This is a genomic window from Stutzerimonas tianxiuensis (assembly GCF_053470365.1).
Genome location: NZ_JBPVWS010000020.1, coordinates 15,929 through 41,560, shown reverse-complemented (window position 1 = coordinate 41,560; position 25,632 = coordinate 15,929). Strand labels below are relative to the sequence as shown.

Below are 25,632 nucleotides of genomic sequence, written 5' to 3'. Positions count from 1 at the left end.
CCGCCCGTTTGAGGCGTAGCAGAAATTATTGTCCTCGTGCAGGCCTTACATGCCAGCTCGGGCGCGAAAAGGATGTTCCCTCTTGAGCTGCTCGGACCGCTTGCAGCAGCCGGTAATGCTAACACGAGTGAAACTCGAGGCCTGCCATGCGGACCAAACAGGATAGGCGTCGCGGCTAATTCGCCACGATGCCATGTCCAACAGGGGCCACATCGTTGCATCACCAAGAGGACGCCGTCATGCCCAGAGGTGAGAAATCCAAATACACCGATAAACAACAACGTAAAGCCGAACATATCGAAGACAGTTACGAGGAGCGGGGAGTACCCGCTGAAGAGGCGGAAGCCCGAGCATGGGCCACCGTAAACAAGCAGTCCGGCGGGGGCGAACGCAAAGGTGGCTCGGGGCAGGACAAAAGCGAGACCGCCAAGCGAGCCGACCGCAAGGACTCGGCACATCGAGCAGCCGAGTCGCGCTCCGGCAGATCACCAAACAAGGGCTCGGCACGTAGCAATCAATCAGGCAGCACGTCCCTTAGCGACCTGACCCGCGACGAACTGATGGACAAAGCTCGAGAGCGTGACGTGCAGGGCCGCTCCAAGATGCGTAAGGACGATCTGATAAAGGCGCTCAGTTAATGGAGCTTGAAATGCAAGAACCTGATCCTCGGGATGACGGCACGCCGAGTCCAGTACCGGAGCCTGAACGGCAGGACCCCGGCGAACCAATCCCTATCGAGGAGCCGGCCAAGCCCGAACGCCCCAACGACGGGCGCGGTTAAACTTTCCGTGCCCTCGCCTATCACAGCTTATAGCCCTGAGAGACGCCGACAGGCGCGACGGCCATACGGCGGCGCAATACCGCACGCCCCATACCCAGGAGACCGTGATGAGTTATGTGCAATTGAGCGACAAACATACTTTGCGTGAGCGCGCGCGCCAGCATGTCGAAAACGGCGCGGTGACGGAAAGCTATTCGGCGGATCGCGAGACGGTGATCAATCTGCTCAATGAGGCGCTGGCGACCGAACTGGTCTGCTACCTACGCTACAAGCGCCACTACTACATGGCCACTGGCCTCAAATCGAGCGTTGCCGCCGACGAGTTTCTTGAGCACGCCAACGAAGAACAGGAACATGCTGACCGTTTGGCCGAACGTATCGTGCAACTTGGTGGCGCTCCGGATTTCAATCCCGACAGCCTCACCGAGCGCGCTCACGCGCAATATGCAGAGGGTAACGGACTGCGCGACATGGTATTCGAGAACCTAGTGGCCGAACGGATAGCTATCGACAGCTATCGAGAAATCGTCCAATACATTGGCGATAAAGACCCGACAACACGGCGCATCTTCGAGGACATCCTTGCACAGGAAGAAGAGCACGCCGACGATCTGGCTGGCTTACTGGACGGTATGAACTGACAAGGTCACTCAGCCAGCAGCATTGTCGTTAAAAAAAAAGGCCACCCAAAGGTGGCCTCAAAAAAAGGAAAGAGAGTACAGCTCAGCCGGCTGCTGCCGGGCGCATGTAGGAGATCGGTGCGGTCTGGGACTCTTCGAATGTGACCATTTCCCACGCATCCTTCTGATCCATTAGGGTGCGTAGCAGACGGTTGTTCAAAGCATGTCCGGATTTAAAGCCGCGGAATTCGCCGATCAGGCTGGTGCCCAGCAAGTAAAGATCACCGATTGCATCGAGAATCTTGTGCTTCACGAACTCGTCCTCATAACGCAGGCCGTCTTCGTTGAGCACATGGTCTTCATCGACCACGATGGCGTTTTCGACGCTCCCACCCAGGGCCAGGTTGTGCGAGCGGAGGAATTCAATGTCACGCATAAAACCAAAGGTTCGAGCACGACTGACTTCCTTGACGAAGGAAGTACTTGAAAAATCCACGCTGGCGGTCTGGGTACGACCGCGGAACACCGGATGGTCGAAATCGATCTCGAAACTCACCTTGAAGCCTTCGAATGGCAGGAACGTGGCGCGCTTGTCGCCGTCCTCCACCGAAACCTCGCGGATGATTCGGATGAACTTCTTGGGGGCGTCCTGCTCCTGCAGTCCGGCCGATTGAATCAGGAATACGAAGGGACCAGCACTACCGTCCATGATTGGCACTTCCGAAGCGGAAAGCTCGACGTAGGCGTTATCGATGCCTAGCCCAGCCATCGCCGAGAGCAAGTGCTCAACCGTATCGACTTTGACGTCACCGCTGACCAGCGTAGTCGACATGGTCGTCTCGCCAACGTTCTCGGCCCGTGCGGCTATCTGCACAGGTGGGTTGAGATCGGTGCGACAGAACACGATTCCGGTGTCCACGGGAGCCGGCTTCAGGGTCAGGTAAACCTTTTCCCCCGAATGCAGGCCGACGCCTGTGGCGCGAATGATGTTCTTTAAGGTGCGTTGTCTGATCATGGCTCGTTTTCGCTAGTGCGCTGTTGCGAATGGTTTCCAACAAAGGTGGCGATCATAGCAGAACCCCACTTTGCTGAATACCAATCACCCCGATAGTCCTGATACATCCAATCAATCAGCCTGACGGCGCAGAAACGCAGGAATATCCAAATAATCCAGATCTTCCTGTGGATTCATCTTCGCTGCAGTAGCCGTCGCGTGAGCCTGATTACGCATCACGGTCGGGCGGTCCAGGTCGCGATAGTTTACGGCCGCTTGGTCCTGACGCGCTGCTGGAGCGGGCTGCGGCGCTACGGCTGCGGCCTGCAGAGTGTTGTCTACAACCTTGACCGGTTTCTCGTTGCGCGGGCCGAGACCAGTCGCCACAACCGTCACGTGTAGCTCATCGAGCATGTCTGGGTCGATTACGGCACCCACCTTCACCGTCGCCTCGTCGGACGCGAACGCCTCGATGATCTCGCCCACCGCAGCGTACTCGCCCAGGGAAAGATCCAGACCAGCGGTAATATTGACCAGAATGCCACGCGCACCCTGTAGGTTGACGTCTTCCAGCAGTGGGTTGCGGATCGCCGCTTCGGTAGCCTCGCGAGCGCGGTTCGGGCCAGTAGCACAACCAGTCCCCATCATGGCCATGCCCATCTCGCCCATGACGGTTTTGACGTCTGCAAAGTCGACGTTCATCAGGCCCGGACGCTGCATGATGTCAGAGATACCGCGCACGGCGCCGGTCAACACGTCGTCAGCTTTGGCGAACGCAGAAAGCAGGCTTGCATCCTTGCCGAGGATGGTCAGCAGCTTTTCGTTCGGGATAGTGATCAGCGAGTCGACGCACTCGGACAGCTGACGGATACCTTCGTCGGCGACCTGCATGCGGCGGCGCCCTTCGAATGGGAACGGGCGGGTCACCACTGCAACAGTGAGAATGCCCATTTCCTTGGCCACCGAAGCAATGACTGGCGCTGCGCCAGTGCCGGTACCACCACCCATACCGGTAGTGATGAATACCATGTCGGCGCCCTGCAGCACCTCGGCGATACGCTCACGGTCATCCATCGCAGCCTGGCGGCCGATATCGGGATTGGTGCCTGCACCCAAGCCCTTGGTAATGGCGGAACCCAACTGCAGTACGGTCCGCGCTTCGATTTTCTTCAGCGCCTGAGCATCGGTGTTAGCGCAGATGAATTCCACGCCTTCAACGCTGTTGCGCACCATGTGATTGACAGCGTTTCCGCCGCCTCCGCCTACGCCAATGACCTTAATCACTGCATTTTGCGGGGTATGATCTACGAGTTCGAACATTTCCCTCTCTCCTTCCAGCTTTCTAGTTTTAGGTACAGCCGCACTGCTCAGAAATTGCCCTGGATCCAGCTCTTGAGCCGGTCCACGACAGACGTCTTGGGTTCTTCGGCAAAGTTGCCGAGACCGGACATGGAGGTGCCCTCGGTCTGCTTACGCATCCCGTAGAGCAGCAGGCCCACGCCCGTTGAATAGATGGGATTGCGGACCACGTCCGCGAGTCCGTTGACGCTATGCGGTACGCCAAGGCGCACCGGCATGTGGAAGATCTCCTCGGCGAGCTCGACGGCACCTTCCATCTTCGCTGTACCGCCTGTAAGGACGATCCCTGCCGGAACCAGATCCTCATAGCCGCTGCGACGCAGCTCGGCCTGAATCAAGGTAAAGAGCTCGTCATAACGCGGCTCCACGACTTCGGCCAGTGCCTGACGCGAGAGTTCCCGCGGCGGGCGATCTCCGACGCTCGGTACCTTGATGGTCTCGCCGGGGCCGGCCAACTTGGCCAGCGCGCAGGCGTACCGAATCTTGATCTCCTCCGCGTACTGAGTCGGAGTGCGCAGCGCCATGGCGATGTCGTTGGTGACCTGATCGCCCGCAATCGGGATAACGGCGGTATGCCGGATAGCGCCTTCGGTGAAGATGCAGATGTCGGTCGTCCCGCCACCGATATCTACCAGGCAGACGCCCAACTCTTTCTCGTCATCAGTCAATACGGCATGCGCCGAGGCCAGCTGCTCGAGGATGATGTCGTCAACCTCAAGACCACAACGGCGTACGCACTTTTCAATATTCTGCGCGGCATTGACTGCACAGGTTACGACGTGAACCTTGGCTTCCAGGCGCACCCCGGACATGCCTAGCGGTTCGCGAACGCCTTCCTGGTTGTCGATCACATAGTCCTGCGGCAACGTGTGCAGCACACGCTGATCTGCCGGAATAGCTACGGCCTGGGCAGCATCTAGCACACGTTCGAGGTCGGCAGTGCTGACTTCACGGTCGCGGATGGCGACAATCCCGTGCGAGTTCAGGCTGCGGATATGGTTGCCGGCCAAGCCGACGAATGCCGAGTGAATGCGGCAGCCTGCCATCAGCTGTGCCTCTTCAACGGCACGCTGGATCGACTGAACGGTGGACTCAATATTGACCACTACGCCCTTTTTCAAGCCACGCGACGGATGCGTGCCGATCCCGACAATCTCCAACTCGCCATCCGGAGTCACTTCGCCGACCAGCGCCACCACCTTCGAGGTGCCGATATCGAGACCGACGATCATCTTGCCGCTTTGCACGCTAGACATGTGTTTCATTCCTCAATTCTTCGCAACGACGGCTTCATCCGTCGTGGTCGGGCTCGGCTCCCGCCACGCAACGGCGAGGCCATTGGCGTAGCGAAGGTCGATCCGCGCAATTTTGTCGCTCTCCTGCGCCAGCTCTTGCTGGTAAATGGCAGTGAAGCGCCGCATTTTTTCGATTATCTGGTCCCGTCCCAACAGCAACTCGACGCCCTGCCCGGTCGTCACAAACCAGCTGCCCCTCGCCCGCAGTTCCAGGCGAGCGATGGAAAAACCGAGTGGCCGCAGCATCTGGCTGAGCACCTGGTACTGCTGCATCACCCGTTGCTGGGCCCGCTTCGGACCATACAACTGCGGCAAGTGTTCATACCGAGTCAGATTGTCTGGCGCGAAGGCCTGACCGTTATTGTTCAGCAGCGATTCGTCACCCCAGCGAGCGATCGGCAGCTGCTCGTCTAGACGCACCATGACTTCATCCGGCCAGATTCGGCGCGCTTCGACATGGGCTATCCAAGGCATCTGTTCAAGGTCGTGACGCAAAGCGTCGAGATCAACCTTGAAGAAGCTGGCTTCGACGAATGGCGCCATGCGTGCTTGTACCGCCTGCTGATCGACATAGGTCAGTTCACCCCGAACGCTCACTTTGGCGATCGGCCGATCGGCATAGGGCGCGAGCTGGTCACCCAGCTGGTAAAGCCCCACGGCAAGCCCCGCGAGCAGTACCGGCCACAGGGCACGCTTGAGCGAACCCAGACTCGGCCGTGGCAAGCGCGCCGAAAGCGGCTCGCGCTGCACCAGGCGGCTCGCGCCCCGCTGTGCCGGCTTGCGTGAAGCACGGCCGGTAGCGGGTTGAGAGTGACGCAGCGTGGTGATCATCGATCAGTTCCCCGTCGCCATGCTGGCATCCAGAATCGCGAGGACCAACTGCTGGAAGTCCAGCCCTGCTGCCCGCGCGGCCATCGGCACCAGGCTGTGGTCAGTCATGCCTGGAACGGTGTTCACCTCCAACAGCCAGAAAGCGCCGCTGTTGTCCTGCATGACGTCGACACGCGCCCAGCCCTGAATGCCCACGGCTTCACAGGCACGGGCGGACAGGTCCTTCAATTCCTGTTCTTTTGCAGCGTCCAGCCCACAGGGAATCCGGTACTGGGTGTCGTTGGCGACATACTTGGCGTCGTAGTCGTAGAAAGTGTGCGGCGTGCCCAGACCAATCGGTGGAAGCACCTTGCCGCGCAATGTGGCAATCGTGAACTCCGGACCCTGGATCCACTGTTCGACCAGCACCTGCGAGTCGTAGAGACTCGCGGCGCGCCAGGCCGCAATCAGCTCATCGATACCTGCGACTTTGGCCATCCCGATGCTGGAGCCCTCATGCGCTGGCTTGACGATCAGCGGGAAACCCAAACCATCAGCTGCGGCCCGACAATCGGCCTCGCTCGCCAGAACGGCGTGCCGCGGAGTCGGTAGGCCAAGGCTCTGCCAAACCTGCTTGGTACGCAGCTTGTCCATGGCCAGAGCCGATGCAAGGATGCCGCTACCGGTATAAGGGATACCGGCACACTCGAGCAGACCTTGCATGCTGCCGTCTTCACCGCCACGCCCATGCAGCACGATAAAGGCGCGATCAATCCGTTCGCTGCTCAACCGAGTCAACAGCTGATCATCAACATCGATACCGAACGCATCAACGCCAGCCGATTGCAGGGCCGCGAGCACTGCCGCTCCAGATTTCAGCGACACCTCGCGCTCGGCGCTCTTGCCGCCGTAGAGCACGGCGACCCGGCCGAATGCCTGGGGGTCGCGGGTCGATTGGAGGGCCGTCATTCGCTCTTCCTCGTGGCGCTTACAGCGCCAGCAAACAGGGGACTATTGATGAGTTGCGGGGCTAGCCCGCCGATGTCGCCGGCGCCCTGACAAAGCAGGATGTCGCCCGGTCGTAGCAGGGGTTTGACCAGCGGAGCCAAATCGACGCCGCGGTCGATATAGATCGGGTCGAGCTGGCCGCGTTGACGGATGCTGTGGCAAAGATGGCGGCTGTCAGCACCTGGAATGGGCTCCTCGCCGGCTGGATAGACTTCCATCAAGAGCAAAACATTCGCATCGTTCAGCACCTGTACGAAGTCGTCGTACAGATCACGGGTTCGGCTGAACCGATGGGGTTGATAGACCATGACCAAGCGGCGATCGGGCCACCCCCCTCGGACAGCCTGGATCACAGCGGCCACTTCACGCGGGTGATGACCGTAGTCGTCAACGAGCATCACGCTGCCGTCTTCAACCGGTAGTTCTCCGTAAACCTGAAAGCGCCGGCCGACCCCGCCGAACTGAGACAAGCCCAGAACGATCGCCTCGTCGTCGATCCCTTCGTCGGTGGCGATGGCGATTGTTGCCAGGGCGTTGAGGACGTTATGGTTGCCCGGCATGTTGACCGACACATCGAGCGCGTCGAAGCCATCGCGCAGCACCGTGAAATAGGTGCGCATCCCTTCCTGGCAAACATTGATGGCCCTGACATCGGCATCTTCATGCATACCGTAGGTGGTGATCGGGCGCCCTACCTGTGGAATGATTTCGCGCACGACCGGATCGTCGACACAGAGCACCGCCAGCCCGTAGAACGGCAGGTTGTGCAGGAACTCGACAAAGGTCTTCTTCAGCTTGCCGAAATCGCCGCCGTAGGTGCTCATGTGATCGGCGTCGATGTTGGTGACGACCGCGACCATCGGCTGCAGGTGCAGGAAGCTGGCGTCACTTTCATCGGCCTCGGCAATCAGATACCGACTGGAACCCAGCTGAGCATTGGTGCCGGCTGCAGTCAGGCGGCCGCCGATAACAAAGGTTGGATCTAGCCCACCCGCAGCGAACACCGAAGCCAGCAAGCTGGTGGTGGTGGTCTTGCCATGGGTGCCTGCCACGGCGATGCCATGACGGTAGCGCATCAGTTCGGCAAGCATCTCGGCGCGAGGCACCACCGGTATCCGCTGCTCGAGGGCAAACGCGACCTCCGGGTTGGACGCGTTTACCGCGCTGGACACCACCAGCACGTCCGCCCCGGCGACGTTTCCAGCCTGATGGCCGATGTAAATCTGTGCGCCGAAATTTTCCAGGCGCTCGGTGCTGGCCGAGGTTTTGAGATCCGAGCCGGACACGTCGTAGCCGAGGTTCAACAGGACTTCGGCGATGCCACACATGCCAACGCCACCCACTCCGACGAAGTGAATCCGGCGGATGCGACGCATGCGCCTTACTTCTGCCTTGACCGCCGCTGGGGATTTAGCCATGGGCCACCTCCAGACAGATATCGACGACGGTTCGGGTAGCGTCCGGCCGAGCCAGACGACGTGCCGTGGCTCCCATGGCCTTGAGTTTTTCCGGCTGCATCATTACCTCGGTCAACTGCGCGGCCAGCGCTGCAGCATCGGTCGTTGCTTGAGGGAGAAGAACGGCTGCGCCTTCCTTCGCCAGATATTCGGCATTACGGGTTTGGTGGTCGTCGATTGCGTGGGGCAGCGGCACTAGAAACGAAGGCAAGCCGGCAGCCGCCAGCTCGCACACCGTCAAGGCGCCGGAGCGACAGATGACCAGGTCGGCCCAGGCATAGGCCCGAGCCATGTCCTTGATGAAGGACGCAACCTCAGCGTCGACACCTGCCGTCACATAACGCTCTCGCGTAATTTCGGCGTGCTGCTTGCCGGCCTGATGGAACACCTCGGGACGCAGATCGCCAGGCAGTTGACCAAGCGCTTCCGGCAACAGCTTGTTCAGCGGCTCAGCACCCAGACTGCCGCCTAATACCAGCAGCCGGGGGCGGCGGCCAAGCAAGGTCTGTCTCGGCGTTTCGAGAAACAGCTCATGACGCACCGGATTGCCGGTGGTTCGCCGCTTGTCGCTTGCGGCGAAGGTATTCGGAAACGCCTCGCAGACGCGCTGCGCGAACGGCACCAGGCTGCGATTGGCAGTTCCAGCGACAGCGTTTTGCTCGTGAATGATCAAAGGCGTTCCGGCCAGCTTCGCGGCGAGACCGCCAGGCCCCGTCACATAGCCACCAAGCCCAAGCACGCAGACCGGCTGGAGGGTACGAATCACCCGGCGGGCCTGACCCAGCGAGCGCAGCAACTGGAACGGAGCCTTCAGCAAGGAAGCGAAACCTTTACCGCGCAGCCCGCTCACCTGAATCAGGTGCAGCGGCAATCCAGCCGCAGGAACCACCTCATTTTCGATGCCTCGCGGCGTACCCAGCCAGTGCACGCTATAACCGCGACTCTGGAACTCGTGCGCGCAGGCCAGCGCCGGGAAGACATGCCCCCCGGTTCCGCCGGCCATGATCAAGACGTTACCGGCCATGCACGACCCCCTTGCTTTGGGGCACAGACGTTTCGGCAAAATCGTCCTCGCTGAACTCGGCATCTTCGCTGCCCAGTACCGTGCGGCTTTCCCACTCGATGCGCAGCAGCAAGGCCATACTGGCGCAGGTCACCACCAGCGAGCTGCCGCCATAACTCAGGAACGGTAAGGTCAGGCCTTTGGTTGGTAACAGTCCGATGTTCACACCAACATTGATCAGGAACTGACCGAGCCAGAGGAACGCAACGCCCCAGGCTATATATGCAGCAAAGAACTGGCGTGCTCGCTCCGCCGCAAGCCCGATGTACAGCGCGCGGACACCGACGAATGCGAATAGAAGGATGGTCAGCAGCGCACCCACCATGCCCAGCTCTTCGGCGAGCACGGAAAAGACGAAATCGGTGTGCGCTTCAGGCAGGTAGAACTGCTTCTGGACGCTGTTGCCAAGCCCGACACCCAGCCATTCACCACGCCCAAAAGCGATCAGAGCCTGAGTCAACTGATAGCCGGCGCCGTACTGATCAGCCCAGGGATCGGTGAAGGTAATCAACCGCTGCAGTCGGTACTCCTGCGTCTGTACCAGCACGAAGACCGCGCCGACAGCGAGCAGAACTAGCAAGCTGAATCGAACCAGGCCGACGCCGCCCAGGAACAGCATGGCAACTGCCGCGCCCATCACCACCACAGTCGCACCGAAGTCCGGCTCGAGCAGGAGCAACATGGCCATTGGAAGCAATACAAGAAACGGCTTGAGGAAGCCCCATAGGCTTTCACGCACCTCTTGCTGGCGGCGCACCAGATAACCGGCGAGATAGACCACAACGAACAGCTTGGCCAGTTCCGACGGCTGTACGTTGAAGGCACCGAAGCCGATCCAGCGCATCGAGCCGTTCACCTCCCGCCCAATGCCGGGAATCAGCACCAGAATCAACAGCACGAACGCAGCAATCAGCAGCATCCAGTCCAGCCGCTGCCAGACGGACAGCGGCACCAGAAGCACCAATGCCGCCGCGCCAATACCGAGCAGGACGTAAACCAGATGGCGGATCATGTAGTACATCGGATTATCGGCATTCACGGCCGCGACTTCCGAAGAAGCCGAGGTGATCATCACCAATCCGAGGCCTAGCAGTGCCAGACAGCCGGCGAGCATAGGGAAATCGAGGTCGAGGCCGCGTCGACTGAACAGAGGTGACGGTGCGCTGCGCAGGAAAGCGATCATCAGCTCAGCGCCCCCACCGCAGCGGCGAACTGACGTCCGCGGTCTTCGAAATTCTCGAACATGTCCAGGCTTGCACAGGCCGGCGAGAGCAATACCGCATCGCCGGATTGGGCCAGTTTGGCTGCCAGCTGAACAGCGTCCTGAAGCGTCTGAACGCGGTGGATCGGCGCAGCGCCATCAAGCGCCGCCGCCAGTTGTTCGGCATCGCGGCCAAGCAAGACGACCGCGCGGCACTGATGAGAGACCGGACTGTGCAAGGCTGAGAAATCCGCACCCTTGCCATCGCCGCCGGCGATGAGCACCAATTCACCGGTGATATCGCTACCCAGCCCATCGATTGCTGCGAGGGCAGCACCGACGTTGGTTGCCTTCGAATCGTCGTAGTAGGTCACGCCTTTGCGCTCCGCCACCCACTGGCAGCGATGGGCGAGCCCGGCAAAGTTGCGCAAGGTGGCGAGCATCGGCTCGAACGGAAGACCCACGGCATGCCCGAGCGCCAGGGCGGCCAGCGCATTGGACTGGTTGTGAGCCCCACGCATCTTCAGCTGGTTGGCCGGCATCAGAGCGTCGAACTGGAAAGCGAGGTACTTCTCCCCGCTTTCTTCGAACAGTCCGAAGCCCTTGAAATCGGGCTTGCCGAGGCCGAAGGACCAAGTTGGAAGGTCGTCGGCAACCAGCGGGCGGCTAAGGCGGTCGTCACGATTGACTACAACCTGCCGAGCACCCCGAAAAATGCGGTGCTTAGACTGATGGTAGGCAGGCAGCCCATCATAACGATCCATGTGATCTTCACTGATGTTCAGGCAGGTGGCGACCTCCGCATTCAGCTGATCGGTTATTTCCAGCTGGAAGCTCGACAGTTCGAGGACGTAGAGCTCGACATCGTCGTTGAGCAGATCCAGGGCCGGCGTTCCCAGGTTTCCGCCAACCGCCACTTTGCGCCCGGCCGCAGCAGCCATCTCGCCGACCAGACTCGTCACAGTGCTTTTCGCGTTAGACCCAGTGATTGCCACGATTGGCGCCTTGGCTTCACGCGCGAACAGCTCGATATCTCCGGACAGCTTCACTCCGTTAGCAGCGGCTGCCTGCAATGCGGGCATGCTGATCGGCAGGCCCGGGCTTACCAACAGCTCGCTGGCGCGGCAGAGGAACTGGGGATCGAGCTCTCCACAATGAACCTCGATATTCGGGTACTGCGCTTTCAGAGTGGCCAACTCCGGGGGGTTCGCGCGCGTGTCGGCGACGGCAAACGGCACACCGCGGCTGGCCAGATGGCGAACCAAGGACATGCCGCTCTTGCCGAGACCTACGACGATGCGGAACTGATCGGAAGCGATGAGCACTCTTCGTTACCTCAACTTCAATGTGGCAAGACCAACCAACACAAGGATCACCGTGATGATCCAGAAGCGCACGATCACGCGGGGCTCTGGCCAGCCCTTGAGTTCGAAGTGGTGATGAATCGGAGCCATGCGGAACACCCGCTTGCCGGTCAGCTTGAATGAGGCGACCTGGATCATCACCGACAGGGTTTCCATCACGAATATCCCGCCCATGATGAACAGCACGACTTCCTGGCGGACGATCACGGCAATGGTGCCAAGGGCCGCGCCAAGCGCCAGCGCGCCCACATCACCCATGAAGACCTGGGCTGGATAGGTGTTGAACCAGAGAAAGCCGAGCCCGGCACCGATCAGCGCACCGCAGAACACGATCAGCTCGCCGGCTCCGGGGATGTATGGAATCAGCAGGTAATCGGCAAAATTCACGTTGCCCGACAGGTAGCAGAAGATGCCCAGACCACCGCCCACCATCACCGTCGGCATTATTGCCAAGCCATCCAGCCCATCGGTGAGGTTCACTGCATTGCTGGAGCCGACGATGACGAAATAGGTCAGGACGATGAAGCCGATCCCCAGCGGAATTTCGATGTTCTTCAGCAGCGGGAGGATCAACGTGGTTTCGACCGGTGTCTGCGCGGTCAGGTAAAGAAAGATCGCAGCACCAAGGCCGAAGACGGATTGCCAGAAATATTTCCAACGGCTTGGCAAACCCCGGGAGTTCTTTTCGATCACCTTGCGGTAGTCATCAACCCAACCAATTGCACCGAACAGCAGGGTCACGGCGAGCACCACCCACACATAGCGATTGGACAGATCGGCCCAAAGCAAGGTGCTGATGGCGATTGCGCTGAGGATCAGGGCGCCACCCATGGTCGGCGTGCCGGATTTCGACAGATGCGTTTGCGGGCCGTCAGTTCGTACCGCCTGACCGATCTGACGCAGCTGCAGCGTACGGATCAACCAGGGACCCAGCCACAGCGACAACACCAGCGCGGTCAGTACGCCGAGAATCCCACGCAGGGACAGGTACTGAAAGACTGCGAAGCCCGTGTGGAACTGTTGCAGGTACTCGGCGAGTAGCAGCAGCATCAATGTTTCTCCATGCCGGACGCGGAAAGTGCAGCGATGACGTTATCCATCGCTGCGCTCCGTGATCCCTTGATCAAAATGGTGGTCGCATTGCCCTGCTCCAGACGCAGCGACTCGATCAGGCTCTGCTGATCGGCGAAATGGCGCGCGCCATGACCGAAGGCCTCCACCGCATGCTTCATGAGCGGTCCGACCGCGAACAAAGTGTCCACTTTGCCCCGGGCGTAACTGCCGACTTCGCGGTGGCCCTGCTCGGCCCAGGAGCCCAGCTCCCCCATGTCGCCCAGCACCAGCACCGTGCGGCCAGCAAAGCCGGCCAGCACATCGATGGCGGCACAGATGGACGCAGGGTTGGCGTTGTAGGTGTCGTCTATCAGGCGAACGCCGTTGCTCAGCATCTGCGCAACGCCTCGGCCCTTCACGGGCTGCAAGCTTTCAAGCCCGGCGACGATATGCTCTGCGGCAACGCCCAGCGCCCTGGCGGCCGCAGCGGCGGCCAGCGCATTGGCCACGCTATGGCGGCCGAGGAGATTCAATTGGACACGCACAGACCCGGTCGGGCCGGTCAGGACGAAATTGGGACAGCCGCGAAGATCGTAAGCAATCGAAGCGGGGTGAAAATCGGCCAGCGGGCTCGTGACGGCAAAGCTCACTACTCGCTTGCCTGCCACTCGGCGCTCCCACACCGAATAGGCGCGGTCGTCACGATTGAGCACGGCGACGCCTTTGGCGCCGAGACCATCGAGAATCTCGCCCTTGGCCTCGACGATTTTTTCCGGCCCACCGAATTCGCCAACATGAGCCGTGCCCGCGTTGGTAATCAAGCTGACATCCGGCCGAGTCAGGCTGACGGTATAGGCGATTTCGCCAACGCGTGAAGCACCTAGCTCAATCACCGCAGCCTTATGCTGAGGGCCTAACTCCAGCAGCGTGAGCGGTGCGCCCAAATCGTTGTTGAGATTGCCGCGTGTGGCGAGAACCGCATCATCGCCATAGGCAGCGCGCAGGATGCTGGCAAGCAGTTCCTTGACGCTGGTCTTGCCGCTGGAGCCGGTGATCGCCGCGACCGGACCGGTGAAAGCGTCGCGATTGAGCGCTCCCAGCTGACCGAGGGCGACACGGCTATCGGCAACAACAAGCTGAGGTAATGAAACCTCTGGCACATGGCGCTCGACCAAAGCGGCGACAGCGCCCTTGGCCGCAACCTCCGCGAGGTAGGCATGCCCGTCGAAGCGAGGCCCGGTGAGCGCAATGAAAAGCTGCCCCGGCTCGATTGCGCGGCTGTCGGTGCTGACAGAGCTAAAGGTTGCATCGGCATTGATCAGCTTGGCTGACAATGGCTCGACCAGATCGCTAAGACGCTTGGCTTCAAGCATGGGAACCCCTCCAGGCAGCCAGGGCCGTCGAGGCCTGCTCGAGATCGGAGAATGGCAGACGCTCGCCCTTTATTTCCTGGTAGTCCTCATGCCCCTTGCCGGCCAGCAACACCACATCATCAATGCTGGCGCTCTCGATACAGCGGGTAATGGCCGCGGCGCGCCCTGGCACAAATAGCGCTTGTTCGGGTGCGCTGAAACCTGCACGGATCTCATCGAGGATCTGCTGCGGATCTTCATGGCGCGGGTTGTCATCGGTGACTATGACGCGGTCCGCCAAACGCTCGGCAACCTGAGCCATCAGCGAGCGCTTGCCACGGTCTCGATCACCACCGCAGCCGAACAGGCACAGCAACTTACCGCGGGCATGCGGGCGTAGAGCGACAAGAACCTTTTCAAGCGCATCCGGCGTATGAGCGTAATCGACCACCACCAACGGGCGATCGCCTCCACCTAGCCGCTGCATGCGGCCGGCGGGGCCATCAATCTCCTGCAGCACTGCTAAAACTTCGTCGAGCGCGTAATTCATGCCCAGCAAGGCGCCCACCGCCGCAAGCACATTGCTGACATTGAACCGGCCGAGTAGCGGGCTACGCAGCGAGCGCTCCCCTTGCGGGGTCACCAGCCGCGCGTGGATTCCGCTGTCGTCCAGCCGCGCCTCTGGGCAGTAGAGGTAAGCCGAGGCATCTTCCAGGCTATAAGTGATCAAGCGCGATCCCGGGTGCTCTTGCGCGAGCGATCGGCCCAGCGCGTCGTCCAGATTGATCACCCGACACCCGAGCCCCGGCATATTGAATAGCTGTGCCTTGACCTCGCCGTAGGCTTCCATGGAACCGTGATAGTCGAGGTGGTCTCGGGACAGATTTGTGAACACCGCCACATCGAACGCGAGCGCGGCAACCCGGCCCTGCGCCAGCCCATGCGAGGACACCTCCATCGCAACAGCGCGCGCGCCCTGCTTCCGCAGGCTCGCCAGATTGGCCTGTACGCCGATGGCATCAGGTGTGGTGTGCTGACCAAGGACCAACTCGCCGTGAAAGCCGGTCCCGAGGGTGCCGATGATCCCGCAACGCTCACCCAAGCGGTCCAGAGCTTGGGCAATCAGGTAGGTCACGCTGGTCTTGCCATTGGTTCCGGTCACGCCGACCAGATGCAGACCGCGGCTTGGTTCACCGTAGAACCGCCCGGCAATAGCTGAAAGCTGTCCCGCCAGGTTGCGAACCGGGACCAGCTCAGCGCTAGCCGCGGTCATTTTCGCAGCCCCTTCGGCTTCGTAGGCGATAGCGGCTGCGCCGTGGGCAATCGCATCTGCAATGTGCACGCGGCCGTCTTGCTGATAACCGGGCACAGCCAGAAACAGATCGCCTGGGCGGACCTTGCGGCTGTCCAGCGTCAGCTCTCGAATGAGGGTATCGCTGGCAGCTTGAGGCAGTAACTGATTCAGCGGCATCGGCATCAGATACGCCCTCCCTTGGTCTTGTCAGCGTCGGCGGTCTTGACGTCCTCCGGAGGAAGATTGTCAGGAGCAACATTCATCAGACGCAGCGCGCCGGACATCACGCGACTGAACACGGGGGCCGATACCAGGCCGCCGTAATAGCCGCTCTTGCTGGGCTCGTCGATGACCACTGCGATGGCGATGCGTGGATCTCGCATCGGCCCGAAACCGGCGAACATCGACCGATAGGCATTTTCCTGATAGCCGCGACTGTTAGCCGAGGCCTTGCGCGCGGTACCGCTCTTGCCCGCCACGTGATAACCCGGCACCTGGGCACGGAATACGCCACGCGGGGCTTCGATCACTTCCTGAAGCATGCCCTGAAGGGTTTTGGCCACTTCCGGCGACACCACTTCCACGCCTTCCGGCTTGTGGTCCACCCGGATCAATGACATCGGCACCAGGCGCCCGTCATTGGCCAGTGCGCCATAGGCGTGAGCCAATTGCACAGCGGTCACCGACAGGCCATAGCCATACGAAAGCGTGGCAGTTTCGGCCTGGCGCCATTCGCGGTGGGTAGGAAGATTGCCGACTCGCTCGCCTGGGAAGCCCAAGCCGGTGTCCTGGCCGAAACCGATCTTGCGCATGACCTCATGAATTGCAGCGCCGCCGATATCGAAGGCGACCTTGCTCATTCCGACGTTGGAAGAATTGATGAGAATGCCCGTCAGGCTAAGCTCACGCCCTTCGGTTCTGGAAACGTCACGGATCGTGTAGCGACCGATGCGCAGCGATCCCGGCCACACCTCGACCAGGTCGCTGGGCTTCCAACGTCCTGTTTCGAGAGCCGCGCTCATAGAGATGGGTTTCATCGTCGAACCCGGCTCGAACAGGTCCGTCATGGCCCGGTTACGCATCGCCGCTGGCTGCAGATTTCGGCGATTGTTCGGGTTATAGGTTGGCTGATTGACCATGGCCAGCACTTCGCCCGTTTTCACGTCGAGCACGACCAAGCTGCCAGCCTTGGCGCCAAACTCCAACAGCGCGTTACGCAGCTCGCGATGCGCCAGATACTGCAGACGCAGGTCAAGGGACAGAGCAAGCGCCTTGCCGGCCTTGGCGTTCTTGACCACCTGAACATCCTTGATCAAACGGCCGCGACGGTCCTTCAACACCTGCCGCTTACCCGGTACACCGGCCAACCATTCGTTGTAGGCGAGTTCCATACCTTCACGCCCGTGGTCGTCGATATCGGTAAAGCCGACCACGTGAGCGGCCACCTCACCGGCGGGGTAGAAACGGCGAAATTCCTCTTGCGCGTAAACGCCCGGTATATCCAGATCCAGAACCCGCTGCCCCTGCTCAGGGGTCAGACCGCGCACCAGGTACATGAACTCTCGCTCGGCCTGCGCCTTGAGGCGCTGCTGCAATCCGGCGGGGTCCTGCCCCAGCGCCTCAGCCAGTTCGGGCCAGCGAGCCTGTGCGCTTTGCATTTCGCGCGGGTTCGCCCAAAGCGTAGTGACTGGGGTACTCACAGCCAGGGGCTCGCCGTGACGATCGGTCATGAGTCCACGATGCGCGGGGATTGGAATGTGGCGCACGCTGCGCGCATCTCCCTGGCCCTTCAGAAACCCCTGATCCAGTACCTGCAGATCAACGATGCGCCATGCAATGGCGCCAACCATCAATGCCAGCAGAGCCAGCACGATGCGAAAACGCCACGGATAGAGCGCGCCCTGAAGCTTCATGGTGCCACCAGCCTGACAGCTGCCGCTTCAGGGATGTGCATCTTCAACTGCTCGGAAGCCAAGGTCTCGATCCGGCTGTGAGCAGTCCAGGTGCTCTGCTCAAGAATTAGACGCCCCCATTCAGCCTGCGCCTTGTCGCGCACACTGAGCTCACCGTAAAGCTCATTGAGTAACTGCCGGTTCCAGTGCGCGCTATAGGCGACGCCAATTGCCGACAACAGCACGGCAATAAACAGCACCAGCATCAGCAGGCTGCCGTTGGGCATGGCGCGACGCAGCTGGGTCACCGCAACTTCTCCGCCACACGCATCACGGCGCTGCGCGAACGCGGGTTCGCCTTGACCTCTTCGGTGGACGCGTATTGCGGTTTGCCCAGCAGCTTCAGCCGAGGCACGAATTTTTCAGGAATGATCGGCAGGTCACGCGGGAGCGTGTCGGCCTCGCCTTTTGCATGCCGACGCATGAACTGTTTGACGATGCGGTCTTCCAGCGAGTGAAAGCTGATCACCACCAGCCGCCCCCCCACATCGAGCCCCTCGAGAGCGGCCTCGAGCCCTGCTTCCAAGTCGCCTAGTTCGTTATTGATAAAAATGCGCAACCCCTGGAAGGCCCGTGTGGCGGGGTTCTTGCCTTTCTCCCAAGCGGGGTTGGCCACCGTAATGACTTGTGCGAGATCAGCCGTACGCTCAAAAGGCTGCACCGCACGACGCTGCACCACGGCACGAGCCATGCGCTTGGCAAAGCGCTCTTCGCCGTATTCCCGGAATACTCTGGAGATATCGTCTTCGTGGGCGGTTGCAATCCACTCAGCAGCACTGACCCCTCGACTGGGGTCCATGCGCATATCGAGAGGGCCATCGTTCAGAAAGCTGAAGCCGCGCTCGGGATCGTCCAGCTGCGGCGAAGATACCCCAAGATCCAGCAGTACACCGCTCAACGTGCCGGTCCAGCCGCGCTGTTCAAGCTCCACGCCAAGCTCTGCGAAACTTCTCTGCACAACGACAAAGCGGCCATCCTCGGCCGCCAGTGCTTGCCCCGTAGCGATTGCTAGCGGGTCTTTGTCGAATCCTAGCAAACAGCCATCAGGCCCAAGCTGCCGTAGCAGCAGGCGGCTATGTCCGCCGCGACCGAAGGTCCCATCCAGATAGCGACCGTTCGGACGCACGGCAAGGGCCGCGACGGCCTCGTCGAGCAAAACGGTGACATGGTTATAGTTGCTGGTCGGGCTCACAGGATTAGATCACGCAGTTCTTCCGGCAAAGCACCGGGTTGTTTGATGGCCGCCAGGTCCGCATCTGCTTGTGCGTTCCAGTCGTCCTCGTTCCACAAGCTGAACTTGTTCAGCTGACCGACCAGCATGGCCCGCTTGTCCAGCCCGGCGTATTCACGCAAACGCGGCGGCACCAGAACACGACCATTGCCGTCCATTTCCAGATCAACCGCATTTCCGATGAGCAAACGCTGCAGTCGGCGACTTTCTTCTCTTAAAGAAGGCAACTCACGAAGCTTGGCTTCGATCAGCTCCCACTCAGGCAATGGGTAAATTCCCAGGCATCGATCCACAGCATCGATGGTGATGATCAGCTGGCCCTCGCAACGCAAAACGAGCTCGTCACGGTACCGGCTTGGCATCGCTAGCCGGCCTTTGGCATCGAGACTGATGGCGTTTGCTCCGCGAAACACGGCTGCGCTTCCCCTGTTTTAGCTATCCATGCCCATAAATACCCACTTCATTCCACTTTCTACCACTTGTGCGCACTATAGAAATGCAGCAGCCCCACCGTCAAGGTACGCCGGACGGGAAAAACCCTTATGTGACGGGAATTTAGCAAGCGAAACGGAGATAAACGGTAAACCGTAAGGAATAGCGAATAGAGATATTCAGCAAACGCAAAAGCCTGCACTTCGAAGTTAAAGTACTTTATGAAGAGCAAGAATTTTTTGGTCTAAACAGGAGGGATGTTTCGAGAAAATTCGGAGAGTCGATCTGTAAGCCGGGTTCTGTCGAGGACAGTCATTCCTCTACGACAGCCATCACTGACTGCCTCTAGCAACCTACCCGGATCCAGCGCGGGCCACGCCAATGGATCCCTATTTGGTCTTGCTCCAAGTGGGGTTTACCTAGCCACGGACTGTTGCCAGCCGTGCGGTGCGCTCTTACCACACCTTTTCACCCTTACCGGCACCGAAGCGCTTAGGCGGTTATTTTCTGTGGCACTTTCCGTAGGCTCACGCCTCCCAGGCGTTACCTGGCACTTCGCCCTATGGAGCCCGGACTTTCCTCCCCCCCTTCTTGCGGAACAAAAAGAGACAGCGACTGTCCGATCGACTCTCCGGCGGTCAGAGTACTTGCATACAGCGAGAGCTGCAAGCTGCGGGTAGCCCGCGACCGAAGCGGCAGAACCACTCCGCCAATCATCCGACAGCTTTATTGGCTCGCATCCTTTTCCTGTAATGCGAGTTGATACAGCAGGTTTTTCCTGACGCCCGTGATCTCCGAGGCAAGCGCCGCGGCACGCTTAACCGGCAGTTCGGCCAATAGCAGACTCAACACCCGCCGGGCATTCGCATCGACTGTGTCATCCTCGTTCGGCGCTTGCCAACCGCCCACCACAAGCACGCACTCGCCGCGCTGCTGATTGGTATCTGATTCAACCCAAGCGCGCAGTTCGCCCAATGGAAGCCCCTTCAGTGTCTCGAAGGTTTTAGTCAACTCGCGCCCCAGCACAGCTAGCCGATCGGGACCGAACACAGCCTCAAGATCAGCCAGCGCAGCAAGGATTCGATGCGGCGCCTCATAGAAAATCAGCGTACGCGGCTCATCCCGTAAGTGCTCCAGACGAGCAAGACGCGCGACCTGCTTAGCAGGCAAAAAGCCCTCGAAGATGAATCGATCAGACGGCAGACCCGCAGCGCACAGTGCCGCGATAAGCGCGCAGGCGCCAGGCAACGGAACGACACGCACCCCTGCTGCACGCGATTGGCGAACAAGGTGGTAGCCAGGGTCGGATATCAGTGGCGTACCTGCATCGGAGATCAGCGCCACATCGTCACCGGCCAGTAGTCGCCTGATGAAGCGTCCACCCTCATCTCGCTCGTTATGTTCATGGCACGCCGCCAACGGCGTACTGATACCGAAGTGCTGCAGCAGCCGAGACGAATGACGAGTGTCCTCCGCGGCGATCAGCGTTACCTCGGATAGGACGCGCAAAGCCCGCGCACTGATATCTTCGAGGTTGCCGATTGGCGTGGCGACTACGTAGAGCGTACCCACCGCGGAATTCACATCACCTGTCGCAGTCACAGAGCTTACCTCAGTCACTAAAACGCGCATTGTAGCCCGTTTACGGGCGGCGACATCGCGACCCCGCCAATGCTTGGGTACAATCCGCCGACACCCGCCATCGCCTTTCAGGAACGAACACATGACGGCCCGCTTTCGCCCGCTTATCTTTTTATGCATTGCCGCTCTGCTGTCGGCTTGCGCCAGCTCGCCTTCGTCCACTCTCGGTGAATTACCCAGAACACCACAGGCATCAACGCAGCAGTTATTGAAAGAGGCCGATGCCAGCGACCCCGCCAAGGCAGCATCACTGCGACTGTCTGCAGCCGACCAGAGCATGCAGCAGGGCAATCAGGCTCAAGCTCGAGAGATCCTCAGTCAAATCGACCTCAATCAATTGATGCCTGCCGAGCAAATGTTTGCGAAAACCCTGCAAGCAGAGCTGGCCTTAGCTGCTGGCGAGCCCAAGGGCGCCCTGCAGGCGCTTCAGCACCCTGCGTTCGATCGCCTCGCAGAAATGCCCGTAGACCAGCAGCTACGAACCCAGCTGGCCCGAGCCCAAGCATTCGAAGCGAACGACCAACCTCTCGACGCAGCTCGTGAACGCACCTACATAGCCCCTCTGTTAAGCGGCGAGGCAGCCGAAGCCAATCACGAATCCATCTGGTCGCTTGTATCGAGCCTGCCGATCGACCAACTGCAACCAAGCACAGACACGGACCTAGCCGGCTGGATAAACCTGGCAGCAGCCGTCAAGCAGGCCGGCACCCTCAACCAGCAGCAACGTGCGATCGACGCCTGGCTACAGCAGAACGCCAACCATCCGGCAGCGCGACGACTGCCGACGCCACTGCAGAAACTCAGGGAGCTGGCTGACAAACCTTTGTCACATGTAGCGTTGCTGCTCCCAATGGACGGCCCATTGGCCAGCGTTGCGCGCGCGCTGCGCGACGGGTTCCTCGCCGCTCACTTAGCCGGGCAGCAAGATCTCAAGATCGAATTATTCGACAGCACCCGACTGTCTTCGCTCGATGAATTTTACCGCCAGGCGTCTGCCGCGGGCGTTGAACTGGTCATCGGCCCTCTGGAAAAGGACATGGTCCGCCAGCTGGCCGACCGCGAGCAACTACCCATCACCACTCTTGCCCTGAATTACAGCGACGCGAACCAGAAGGTGCCGCCGCAACTGTTTCAGTTCGGCCTCGCGGCAGAAGACGAAGCGCGCGAAGTAGCTCGCCGAGCCCGGACAGACGGGCACCGCCGCGCCGTAGCTCTGACGCCTCGTGGCGACTGGGGCAATCGTGTATTCGAGGCCTTCCGCCAGGAATGGCAGGCGCTAGGCGGCACTGTAGTCGCCGCAGAACCCTTGGCCGAACCCATCGAGCTGGCAAATCAGATAGCGGATCTGCTGCAGATACGCAGCAACGGAACAGGCGATGAAGCGCAGCCATCGCGTCGTCAGGATATCGATTTTCTCTTCCTTGCCGCGACTCCGCAGCAGGCGCAACAAGTCAAGCCCACACTGATCTTCCAGTACGCTGGAGACCTACCCGTCTACGCCACCTCTCACCTTCACGCTGCTACAGATAACCGAACGCAGTATCTGGACCTCGAGGGCATCCGCTTTACCGAAACCCCCTGGCTGCTTGATGCACAGCTGCCACTGCGGCAGGAAATCGAGCGCAAGTGGCCGCAAGCCCGAGGCAGTCTCGGCAGACTGTATGCAATGGGCGCTGACGCCTACCAGCTGGCACCGCGCCTGAACCAGCTTCTAGCGCTACCGGATACTCGACTCGAAGGCCTTTCCGGCACACTCAGCCTGACTCCGCAGCAGCGGATCGAACGGGAACTGCCATGGGCCGAATTCCGCGACGGCGAAGTTCATCCGCTCCCGGATACGTCCGATTGATAACGAACAGCAAGCAGATCAGCGGGAAGCTCGCCGAAGACTTGACCTTGCGACACCTTGAGACGTGCGGGCTACGCCTGATCTGCCGAAACTGGAGCTGTCGGAGCGGCGAGCTTGATCTGGTCATGCTCGATGGCGATACAGTAGTATTCGTCGAGGTTCGATACAGGCGTCACGCCGCATGGGGCGGCGCACTCGAGAGCGTGGATCTGCGCAAACAGCAGAAGCTGATCAAGGCAGCTCAGCTGTTCCTGCTGAAGGAGAGTCGCTGGGCAAAACACCCCTGTCGCTTCGACGTTGTCGCCATGAGCGCCACCGAAGGTGGAGCGCACCCCAGCTGGATTCGAAATGCCTTCGATAGTTAAAGATGCCCTTGTGGGCTCTCACCAGCTCGTGCACATCACCTCTACACCGAAGACTCCTTGCGGCACGGCTAAAGCAGCCCGGCCCGTCACCTGAAGGTTTATTTCCGATGGACATGCAATCCCGTATACGACAGCTCTTCCTAGCCAGCATTGAAACCAAACAAAACGCCATGGAAGTGCTCGCACCAAGCATCGAGCAAGCCGGGCAAGTGATGGTCAACACCCTGCTCAGCGAAGGCAAAATTCTGACCTGTGGCAACGGCGGCTCCGCCGGCGATGCGCAGCACTTCTCCTCGGAACTGCTCAACCGATTTGAACGGGAGCGCCCTAGTCTGCCAGCAATCGCGCTGACCACCGACAGCTCGACAATTACATCCATCGCCAACGATTACAGCTACAACGAAGTGTTTTCCAAGCAGATCCGCGCACTGGGCCAGCCCGGCGATGTGCTGCTGGCGATTTCCACCAGCGGCAACTCGGCGAATGTCATACAGGCGATACAGGCCGCGCACGACCGGGAGATGGTGGTCGTAGCGCTTACCGGTCGCGATGGCGGCGGCATGGCCTCGCTACTGCTACCGGAAGACGTTGAAATACGGGTTCCGGCGAAGGTGACTGCACGCATTCAAGAGGTTCACCTGCTGACCATTCATTGCCTATGCGACCTAATCGACAACCAACTCTTTGGGAGCGAAGAATGACTTCGGTTCATCTGCATACGCTTACGCTCGCACTGTGCCTCGTCGTCACAGGATGCGGCTCCGTGCTCAACGCCACACGCGACGAGCCAATTAACGACAATCGTGGCACTCGCACGATCGGCAGTACGATTGACGACTCGCTAATCGAAACGAAAGCAGCTGTGAATATCGCAAAAGCACATCCCGACCTCGACCAGGCATCCCATATTGTCGTTGCCAGCTACAACGGGGTGGTGCTTTTGGCGGGACAAACGCCACGCGCAGAGCTAAAGCAGCTCGCCGAACAAGCCGCCAGCTCAGTGCAGCGGGTCAAGCGCGTACACAACGAAGTACAGGTATTGAAGCCCTCTTCGGGCCTGGCACGAAGCAATGACTCCTGGCTAACAACCAAGATCAAGGCACAGATGCTGGCAGACGCGAGCGTTCCCGGCTCCCGCATAAAAGTCATCACCGAGAACGGAATCGTTTATCTGCTTGGCCTCGTTACACGCCAGGAAGGCAATCGCGCAACGAGCGTGGTGCAAGGCGTTTCCGGCGTGCAGCGGATCGTCAAGCTGTTCGAGTATATCGATTAAAGAGCTGAGGCCCGGAAGCGTAACAGGGGATGCAGCCTTGCGCCCACCGACACCCCAACGCACCAAGGCTGACCTTCAGGTCAACCTTGGCGGCCTAGAGGCCTCACGGCCGCTCTTATTTGACCACTTTTAAACTAGGACGCCCGCCTGGGGTCGGGCGTGACGAGGTGCCAGCTCCTGCTGAGACGTCATCGGAAGGCGTGTTGTCATCCGGCGGAGTTGTCTCGACCTCGAAGACCATTCCCTGACCGTTCTCCCTTGCGTAGATCGCCATGATCGCTGCAGACGGGACGTGCAAGCTGTGCGGAACGCCGCCAAAGCGCCCCTCGAAACTGATCGCCTGGTTATCCATCTGCAACTGACGCACCGCGCTGGGCGCCACATTTAAGACAATCTGGCCATCACTGGCAAAACCGTCAGGCACTTGAACGCCGGCATGATCGGCGTTGACCAAAAGATGCGGCGTGCAGTCGTTGTCGACGATCCATTCGTACAACGCTCGTACCAGATATGGTCGACTCGATGTCATATACAACCCCTCTTAGCGCATGCCGCGCTCAACGGCGGATAGACTGACCTGGAAGGCCTCGCGTGCAAAATTGATCTCCATATAGTCAAGCAGCGGCTTCGCCGCCCGCGGCAAATCAACTCCGAGTTTGGGTAAGCGCCACAGGATAGGCAACAGGCAACAGTCCACCAAACTGATTTCATCACTCATGAAGAAAGGCTTTTCAGCGAACACGGGAGACACGCCCGTTAGACTCTCACGCAGCTCTTTCCGCGCTTGCACACGAGCCGCTTCAGCTGTACGGCGATCACCAATTCTATCCACCAGAGTGCACCAGTCCCGCTGCACCCGATGCACTAGCAGCCGGGTATTCGCTCTTGCTACAGGATAGACGGGAAGCAGTGGCGGGTGCGGATATCGCTCTTCGAGATACTCGGTGATCACGCTCGGCTCATAAAGCGCCAAATCACGGTCCACGAGCGTAGGCACGCTGGCGTACGGATTCACCTCGGTCAAGCTGACCGGACAGTGAGCTGAATCAACATCGATTATTTCGACGCTTACACCCTTCTCAGCAAGCACATAACGCACGCGATGTGAATAGTGGTCGGCGGGATCGGAATAGCAGGCCAACCGGTTGGTAGCGGCCATAGGGTCCCTCCTTAAAAATATGCCGTGGCAGAAAAAAACGCGCGCCCATAAGGGCGCGCGCGGGGTACAGCTAACA

26 protein-coding genes and 1 other RNA gene are annotated in these 25,632 nt (G+C 60.0%); 7 read left to right on the top strand and 20 right to left on the bottom strand.

The genetic code is table 11. The features are described 5' to 3' along the window. Window positions 1–239 precede the first annotated feature (239 nt). The 3 genes from ACSSNI_RS20075 (at window position 240) to ACSSNI_RS20065 (ending at window position 1,422) form a co-directional block, all read left to right on the top strand. Window positions 240–638, top strand: a complete 399-nt coding sequence (locus ACSSNI_RS20075) for a Rho termination factor N-terminal domain-containing protein (protein ID WP_448260080.1) — start codon at window positions 240–242, stop codon at window positions 636–638. An 11-nt stretch (window positions 639–649) separates the two neighbouring features. Next, window positions 650–781: a hypothetical protein gene (locus ACSSNI_RS20070; protein WP_256061618.1), complete on the top strand. Its 132-nt coding sequence runs from the start codon at window positions 650–652 to the stop codon at window positions 779–781. Between the two features lie 107 nt (window positions 782–888). After that, on the top strand, window positions 889–1,422 hold the full coding sequence (locus ACSSNI_RS20065) for a ferritin-like domain-containing protein (RefSeq protein WP_102836823.1): 534 nt from the start codon (window positions 889–891) through the stop codon (window positions 1,420–1,422). An 82-nt stretch (window positions 1,423–1,504) separates the two neighbouring features. Here the strand turns inward: ACSSNI_RS20065 and lpxC are convergent, their stop codons facing one another. From lpxC to rsmI, 18 genes are all read right to left on the bottom strand, one after another. Continuing rightward, entirely contained in the window at window positions 1,505–2,416 is a 912-nt protein-coding gene (gene lpxC, locus ACSSNI_RS20060) for a UDP-3-O-acyl-N-acetylglucosamine deacetylase (RefSeq protein WP_102836824.1), read from the bottom strand. Window positions 2,417–2,527: 111 nt separating this feature from the next. Next, entirely contained in the window at window positions 2,528–3,715 is a 1,188-nt protein-coding gene (gene ftsZ, locus ACSSNI_RS20055; protein WP_448260077.1) for a cell division protein FtsZ, read from the bottom strand. A 47-nt stretch (window positions 3,716–3,762) separates the two neighbouring features. Continuing rightward, complete coding sequence (gene ftsA / locus ACSSNI_RS20050; RefSeq protein ID WP_148925065.1) at window positions 3,763–5,010, bottom strand: cell division protein FtsA; 1,248 nt, start codon at window positions 5,008–5,010, stop codon at window positions 3,763–3,765. Window positions 5,011–5,022: 12 nt separating this feature from the next. Next, a complete protein-coding gene (locus tag ACSSNI_RS20045) occupies window positions 5,023–5,880 on the bottom strand; it encodes a cell division protein FtsQ/DivIB (RefSeq protein WP_102836827.1) in 858 nt (285 codons plus the stop codon). A 3-nt stretch (window positions 5,881–5,883) separates the two neighbouring features. Beyond that, the gene (locus ACSSNI_RS20040; RefSeq protein WP_102836828.1) at window positions 5,884–6,828 is read right to left on the bottom strand and encodes a D-alanine--D-alanine ligase; all 945 of its coding nucleotides are present in this window, start codon (window positions 6,826–6,828) and stop codon (window positions 5,884–5,886) included. After that, entirely contained in the window at window positions 6,825–8,285 is a 1,461-nt protein-coding gene (gene murC / locus ACSSNI_RS20035; RefSeq protein WP_448260074.1) for a UDP-N-acetylmuramate--L-alanine ligase, read from the bottom strand. The genes ACSSNI_RS20040 and murC overlap by 4 nt, the downstream gene beginning before the upstream one ends. Then, window positions 8,278–9,348: an undecaprenyldiphospho-muramoylpentapeptide beta-N-acetylglucosaminyltransferase gene (gene murG, locus ACSSNI_RS20030; RefSeq protein WP_448260072.1), complete on the bottom strand. Its 1,071-nt coding sequence runs from the start codon at window positions 9,346–9,348 to the stop codon at window positions 8,278–8,280. Before murG ends, murC begins: the two co-directional genes overlap by 8 nt. Further along, entirely contained in the window at window positions 9,338–10,570 is a 1,233-nt protein-coding gene (gene ftsW, locus ACSSNI_RS20025) for a putative lipid II flippase FtsW (RefSeq protein WP_448260070.1), read from the bottom strand. The genes murG and ftsW overlap by 11 nt, the downstream gene beginning before the upstream one ends. Further along, window positions 10,570–11,913, bottom strand: a complete 1,344-nt coding sequence (gene murD / locus ACSSNI_RS20020; RefSeq protein ID WP_159967267.1) for a UDP-N-acetylmuramoyl-L-alanine--D-glutamate ligase — start codon at window positions 11,911–11,913, stop codon at window positions 10,570–10,572. The genes ftsW and murD overlap by 1 nt, the downstream gene beginning before the upstream one ends. Window positions 11,914–11,919: 6 nt before the next feature. Continuing rightward, a complete protein-coding gene (gene mraY, locus ACSSNI_RS20015) occupies window positions 11,920–13,002 on the bottom strand; it encodes a phospho-N-acetylmuramoyl-pentapeptide-transferase (RefSeq protein WP_148925072.1) in 1,083 nt (360 codons plus the stop codon). Continuing rightward, complete coding sequence (locus tag ACSSNI_RS20010) at window positions 13,002–14,378, bottom strand: UDP-N-acetylmuramoyl-tripeptide--D-alanyl-D-alanine ligase (protein ID WP_448260068.1); 1,377 nt, start codon at window positions 14,376–14,378, stop codon at window positions 13,002–13,004. The genes mraY and ACSSNI_RS20010 overlap by 1 nt, the downstream gene beginning before the upstream one ends. Beyond that, window positions 14,371–15,834 (bottom strand): UDP-N-acetylmuramoyl-L-alanyl-D-glutamate--2,6-diaminopimelate ligase, encoded by a 1,464-nt coding sequence (locus tag ACSSNI_RS20005; protein WP_448260066.1) that lies wholly within the window; start codon window positions 15,832–15,834, stop codon window positions 14,371–14,373. The genes ACSSNI_RS20010 and ACSSNI_RS20005 overlap by 8 nt, the downstream gene beginning before the upstream one ends. Further along, the gene (locus tag ACSSNI_RS20000; RefSeq protein WP_448260064.1) at window positions 15,834–17,564 is read right to left on the bottom strand and encodes a peptidoglycan D,D-transpeptidase FtsI family protein; all 1,731 of its coding nucleotides are present in this window, start codon (window positions 17,562–17,564) and stop codon (window positions 15,834–15,836) included. The genes ACSSNI_RS20005 and ACSSNI_RS20000 overlap by 1 nt, the downstream gene beginning before the upstream one ends. Beyond that, window positions 17,561–17,830: a cell division protein FtsL gene (gene ftsL / locus ACSSNI_RS19995; RefSeq protein ID WP_200637112.1), complete on the bottom strand. Its 270-nt coding sequence runs from the start codon at window positions 17,828–17,830 to the stop codon at window positions 17,561–17,563. The genes ACSSNI_RS20000 and ftsL overlap by 4 nt, the downstream gene beginning before the upstream one ends. A 17-nt stretch (window positions 17,831–17,847) precedes the next feature. Next, a complete protein-coding gene (gene rsmH / locus ACSSNI_RS19990) occupies window positions 17,848–18,795 on the bottom strand; it encodes a 16S rRNA (cytosine(1402)-N(4))-methyltransferase RsmH (protein ID WP_448260062.1) in 948 nt (315 codons plus the stop codon). Then, window positions 18,792–19,247: a division/cell wall cluster transcriptional repressor MraZ gene (gene mraZ, locus ACSSNI_RS19985; RefSeq protein WP_159967262.1), complete on the bottom strand. Its 456-nt coding sequence runs from the start codon at window positions 19,245–19,247 to the stop codon at window positions 18,792–18,794. The genes rsmH and mraZ overlap by 4 nt, the downstream gene beginning before the upstream one ends. A 291-nt stretch (window positions 19,248–19,538) precedes the next feature. Further along, window positions 19,539–19,897: RNase P RNA component class A (gene rnpB, locus ACSSNI_RS19980), an RNA gene on the bottom strand. Between the two features lie 95 nt (window positions 19,898–19,992). Beyond that, window positions 19,993–20,868 (bottom strand): 16S rRNA (cytidine(1402)-2'-O)-methyltransferase, encoded by an 876-nt coding sequence (rsmI, locus tag ACSSNI_RS19975; protein WP_448260059.1) that lies wholly within the window; start codon window positions 20,866–20,868, stop codon window positions 19,993–19,995. 121 nt (window positions 20,869–20,989) lie between these two features. Between rsmI and ACSSNI_RS19970 the strand changes: the two genes are divergently transcribed. From ACSSNI_RS19970 to ACSSNI_RS19955, 4 genes are all read left to right on the top strand, one after another. Then, complete coding sequence (locus ACSSNI_RS19970) at window positions 20,990–22,756, top strand: penicillin-binding protein activator (protein ID WP_448260057.1); 1,767 nt, start codon at window positions 20,990–20,992, stop codon at window positions 22,754–22,756. Next, window positions 22,702–23,121, top strand: a complete 420-nt coding sequence (locus ACSSNI_RS19965; protein ID WP_200636501.1) for a YraN family protein — start codon at window positions 22,702–22,704, stop codon at window positions 23,119–23,121. The genes ACSSNI_RS19970 and ACSSNI_RS19965 overlap by 55 nt, the downstream gene beginning before the upstream one ends. Window positions 23,122–23,228: 107 nt before the next feature. Beyond that, window positions 23,229–23,822, top strand: a complete 594-nt coding sequence (locus ACSSNI_RS19960; protein ID WP_148925081.1) for a phosphoheptose isomerase — start codon at window positions 23,229–23,231, stop codon at window positions 23,820–23,822. Beyond that, on the top strand, window positions 23,819–24,397 hold the full coding sequence (locus ACSSNI_RS19955; protein ID WP_159967259.1) for a BON domain-containing protein: 579 nt from the start codon (window positions 23,819–23,821) through the stop codon (window positions 24,395–24,397). Before ACSSNI_RS19960 ends, ACSSNI_RS19955 begins: the two co-directional genes overlap by 4 nt. A 115-nt stretch (window positions 24,398–24,512) precedes the next feature. Here ACSSNI_RS19955 and ACSSNI_RS19950 read toward each other — a convergent pair whose 3' ends face one another. Both ACSSNI_RS19950 and ACSSNI_RS19945 read right to left on the bottom strand, forming a co-directional pair. Then, window positions 24,513–24,926, bottom strand: a complete 414-nt coding sequence (locus tag ACSSNI_RS19950; protein ID WP_448260055.1) for a ClpXP protease specificity-enhancing factor — start codon at window positions 24,924–24,926, stop codon at window positions 24,513–24,515. A 12-nt stretch (window positions 24,927–24,938) separates the two neighbouring features. Further along, window positions 24,939–25,556, bottom strand: a complete 618-nt coding sequence (locus tag ACSSNI_RS19945; protein WP_448260053.1) for a glutathione S-transferase N-terminal domain-containing protein — start codon at window positions 25,554–25,556, stop codon at window positions 24,939–24,941. Between the last annotated feature and the right edge of the window lie 76 nt (window positions 25,557–25,632).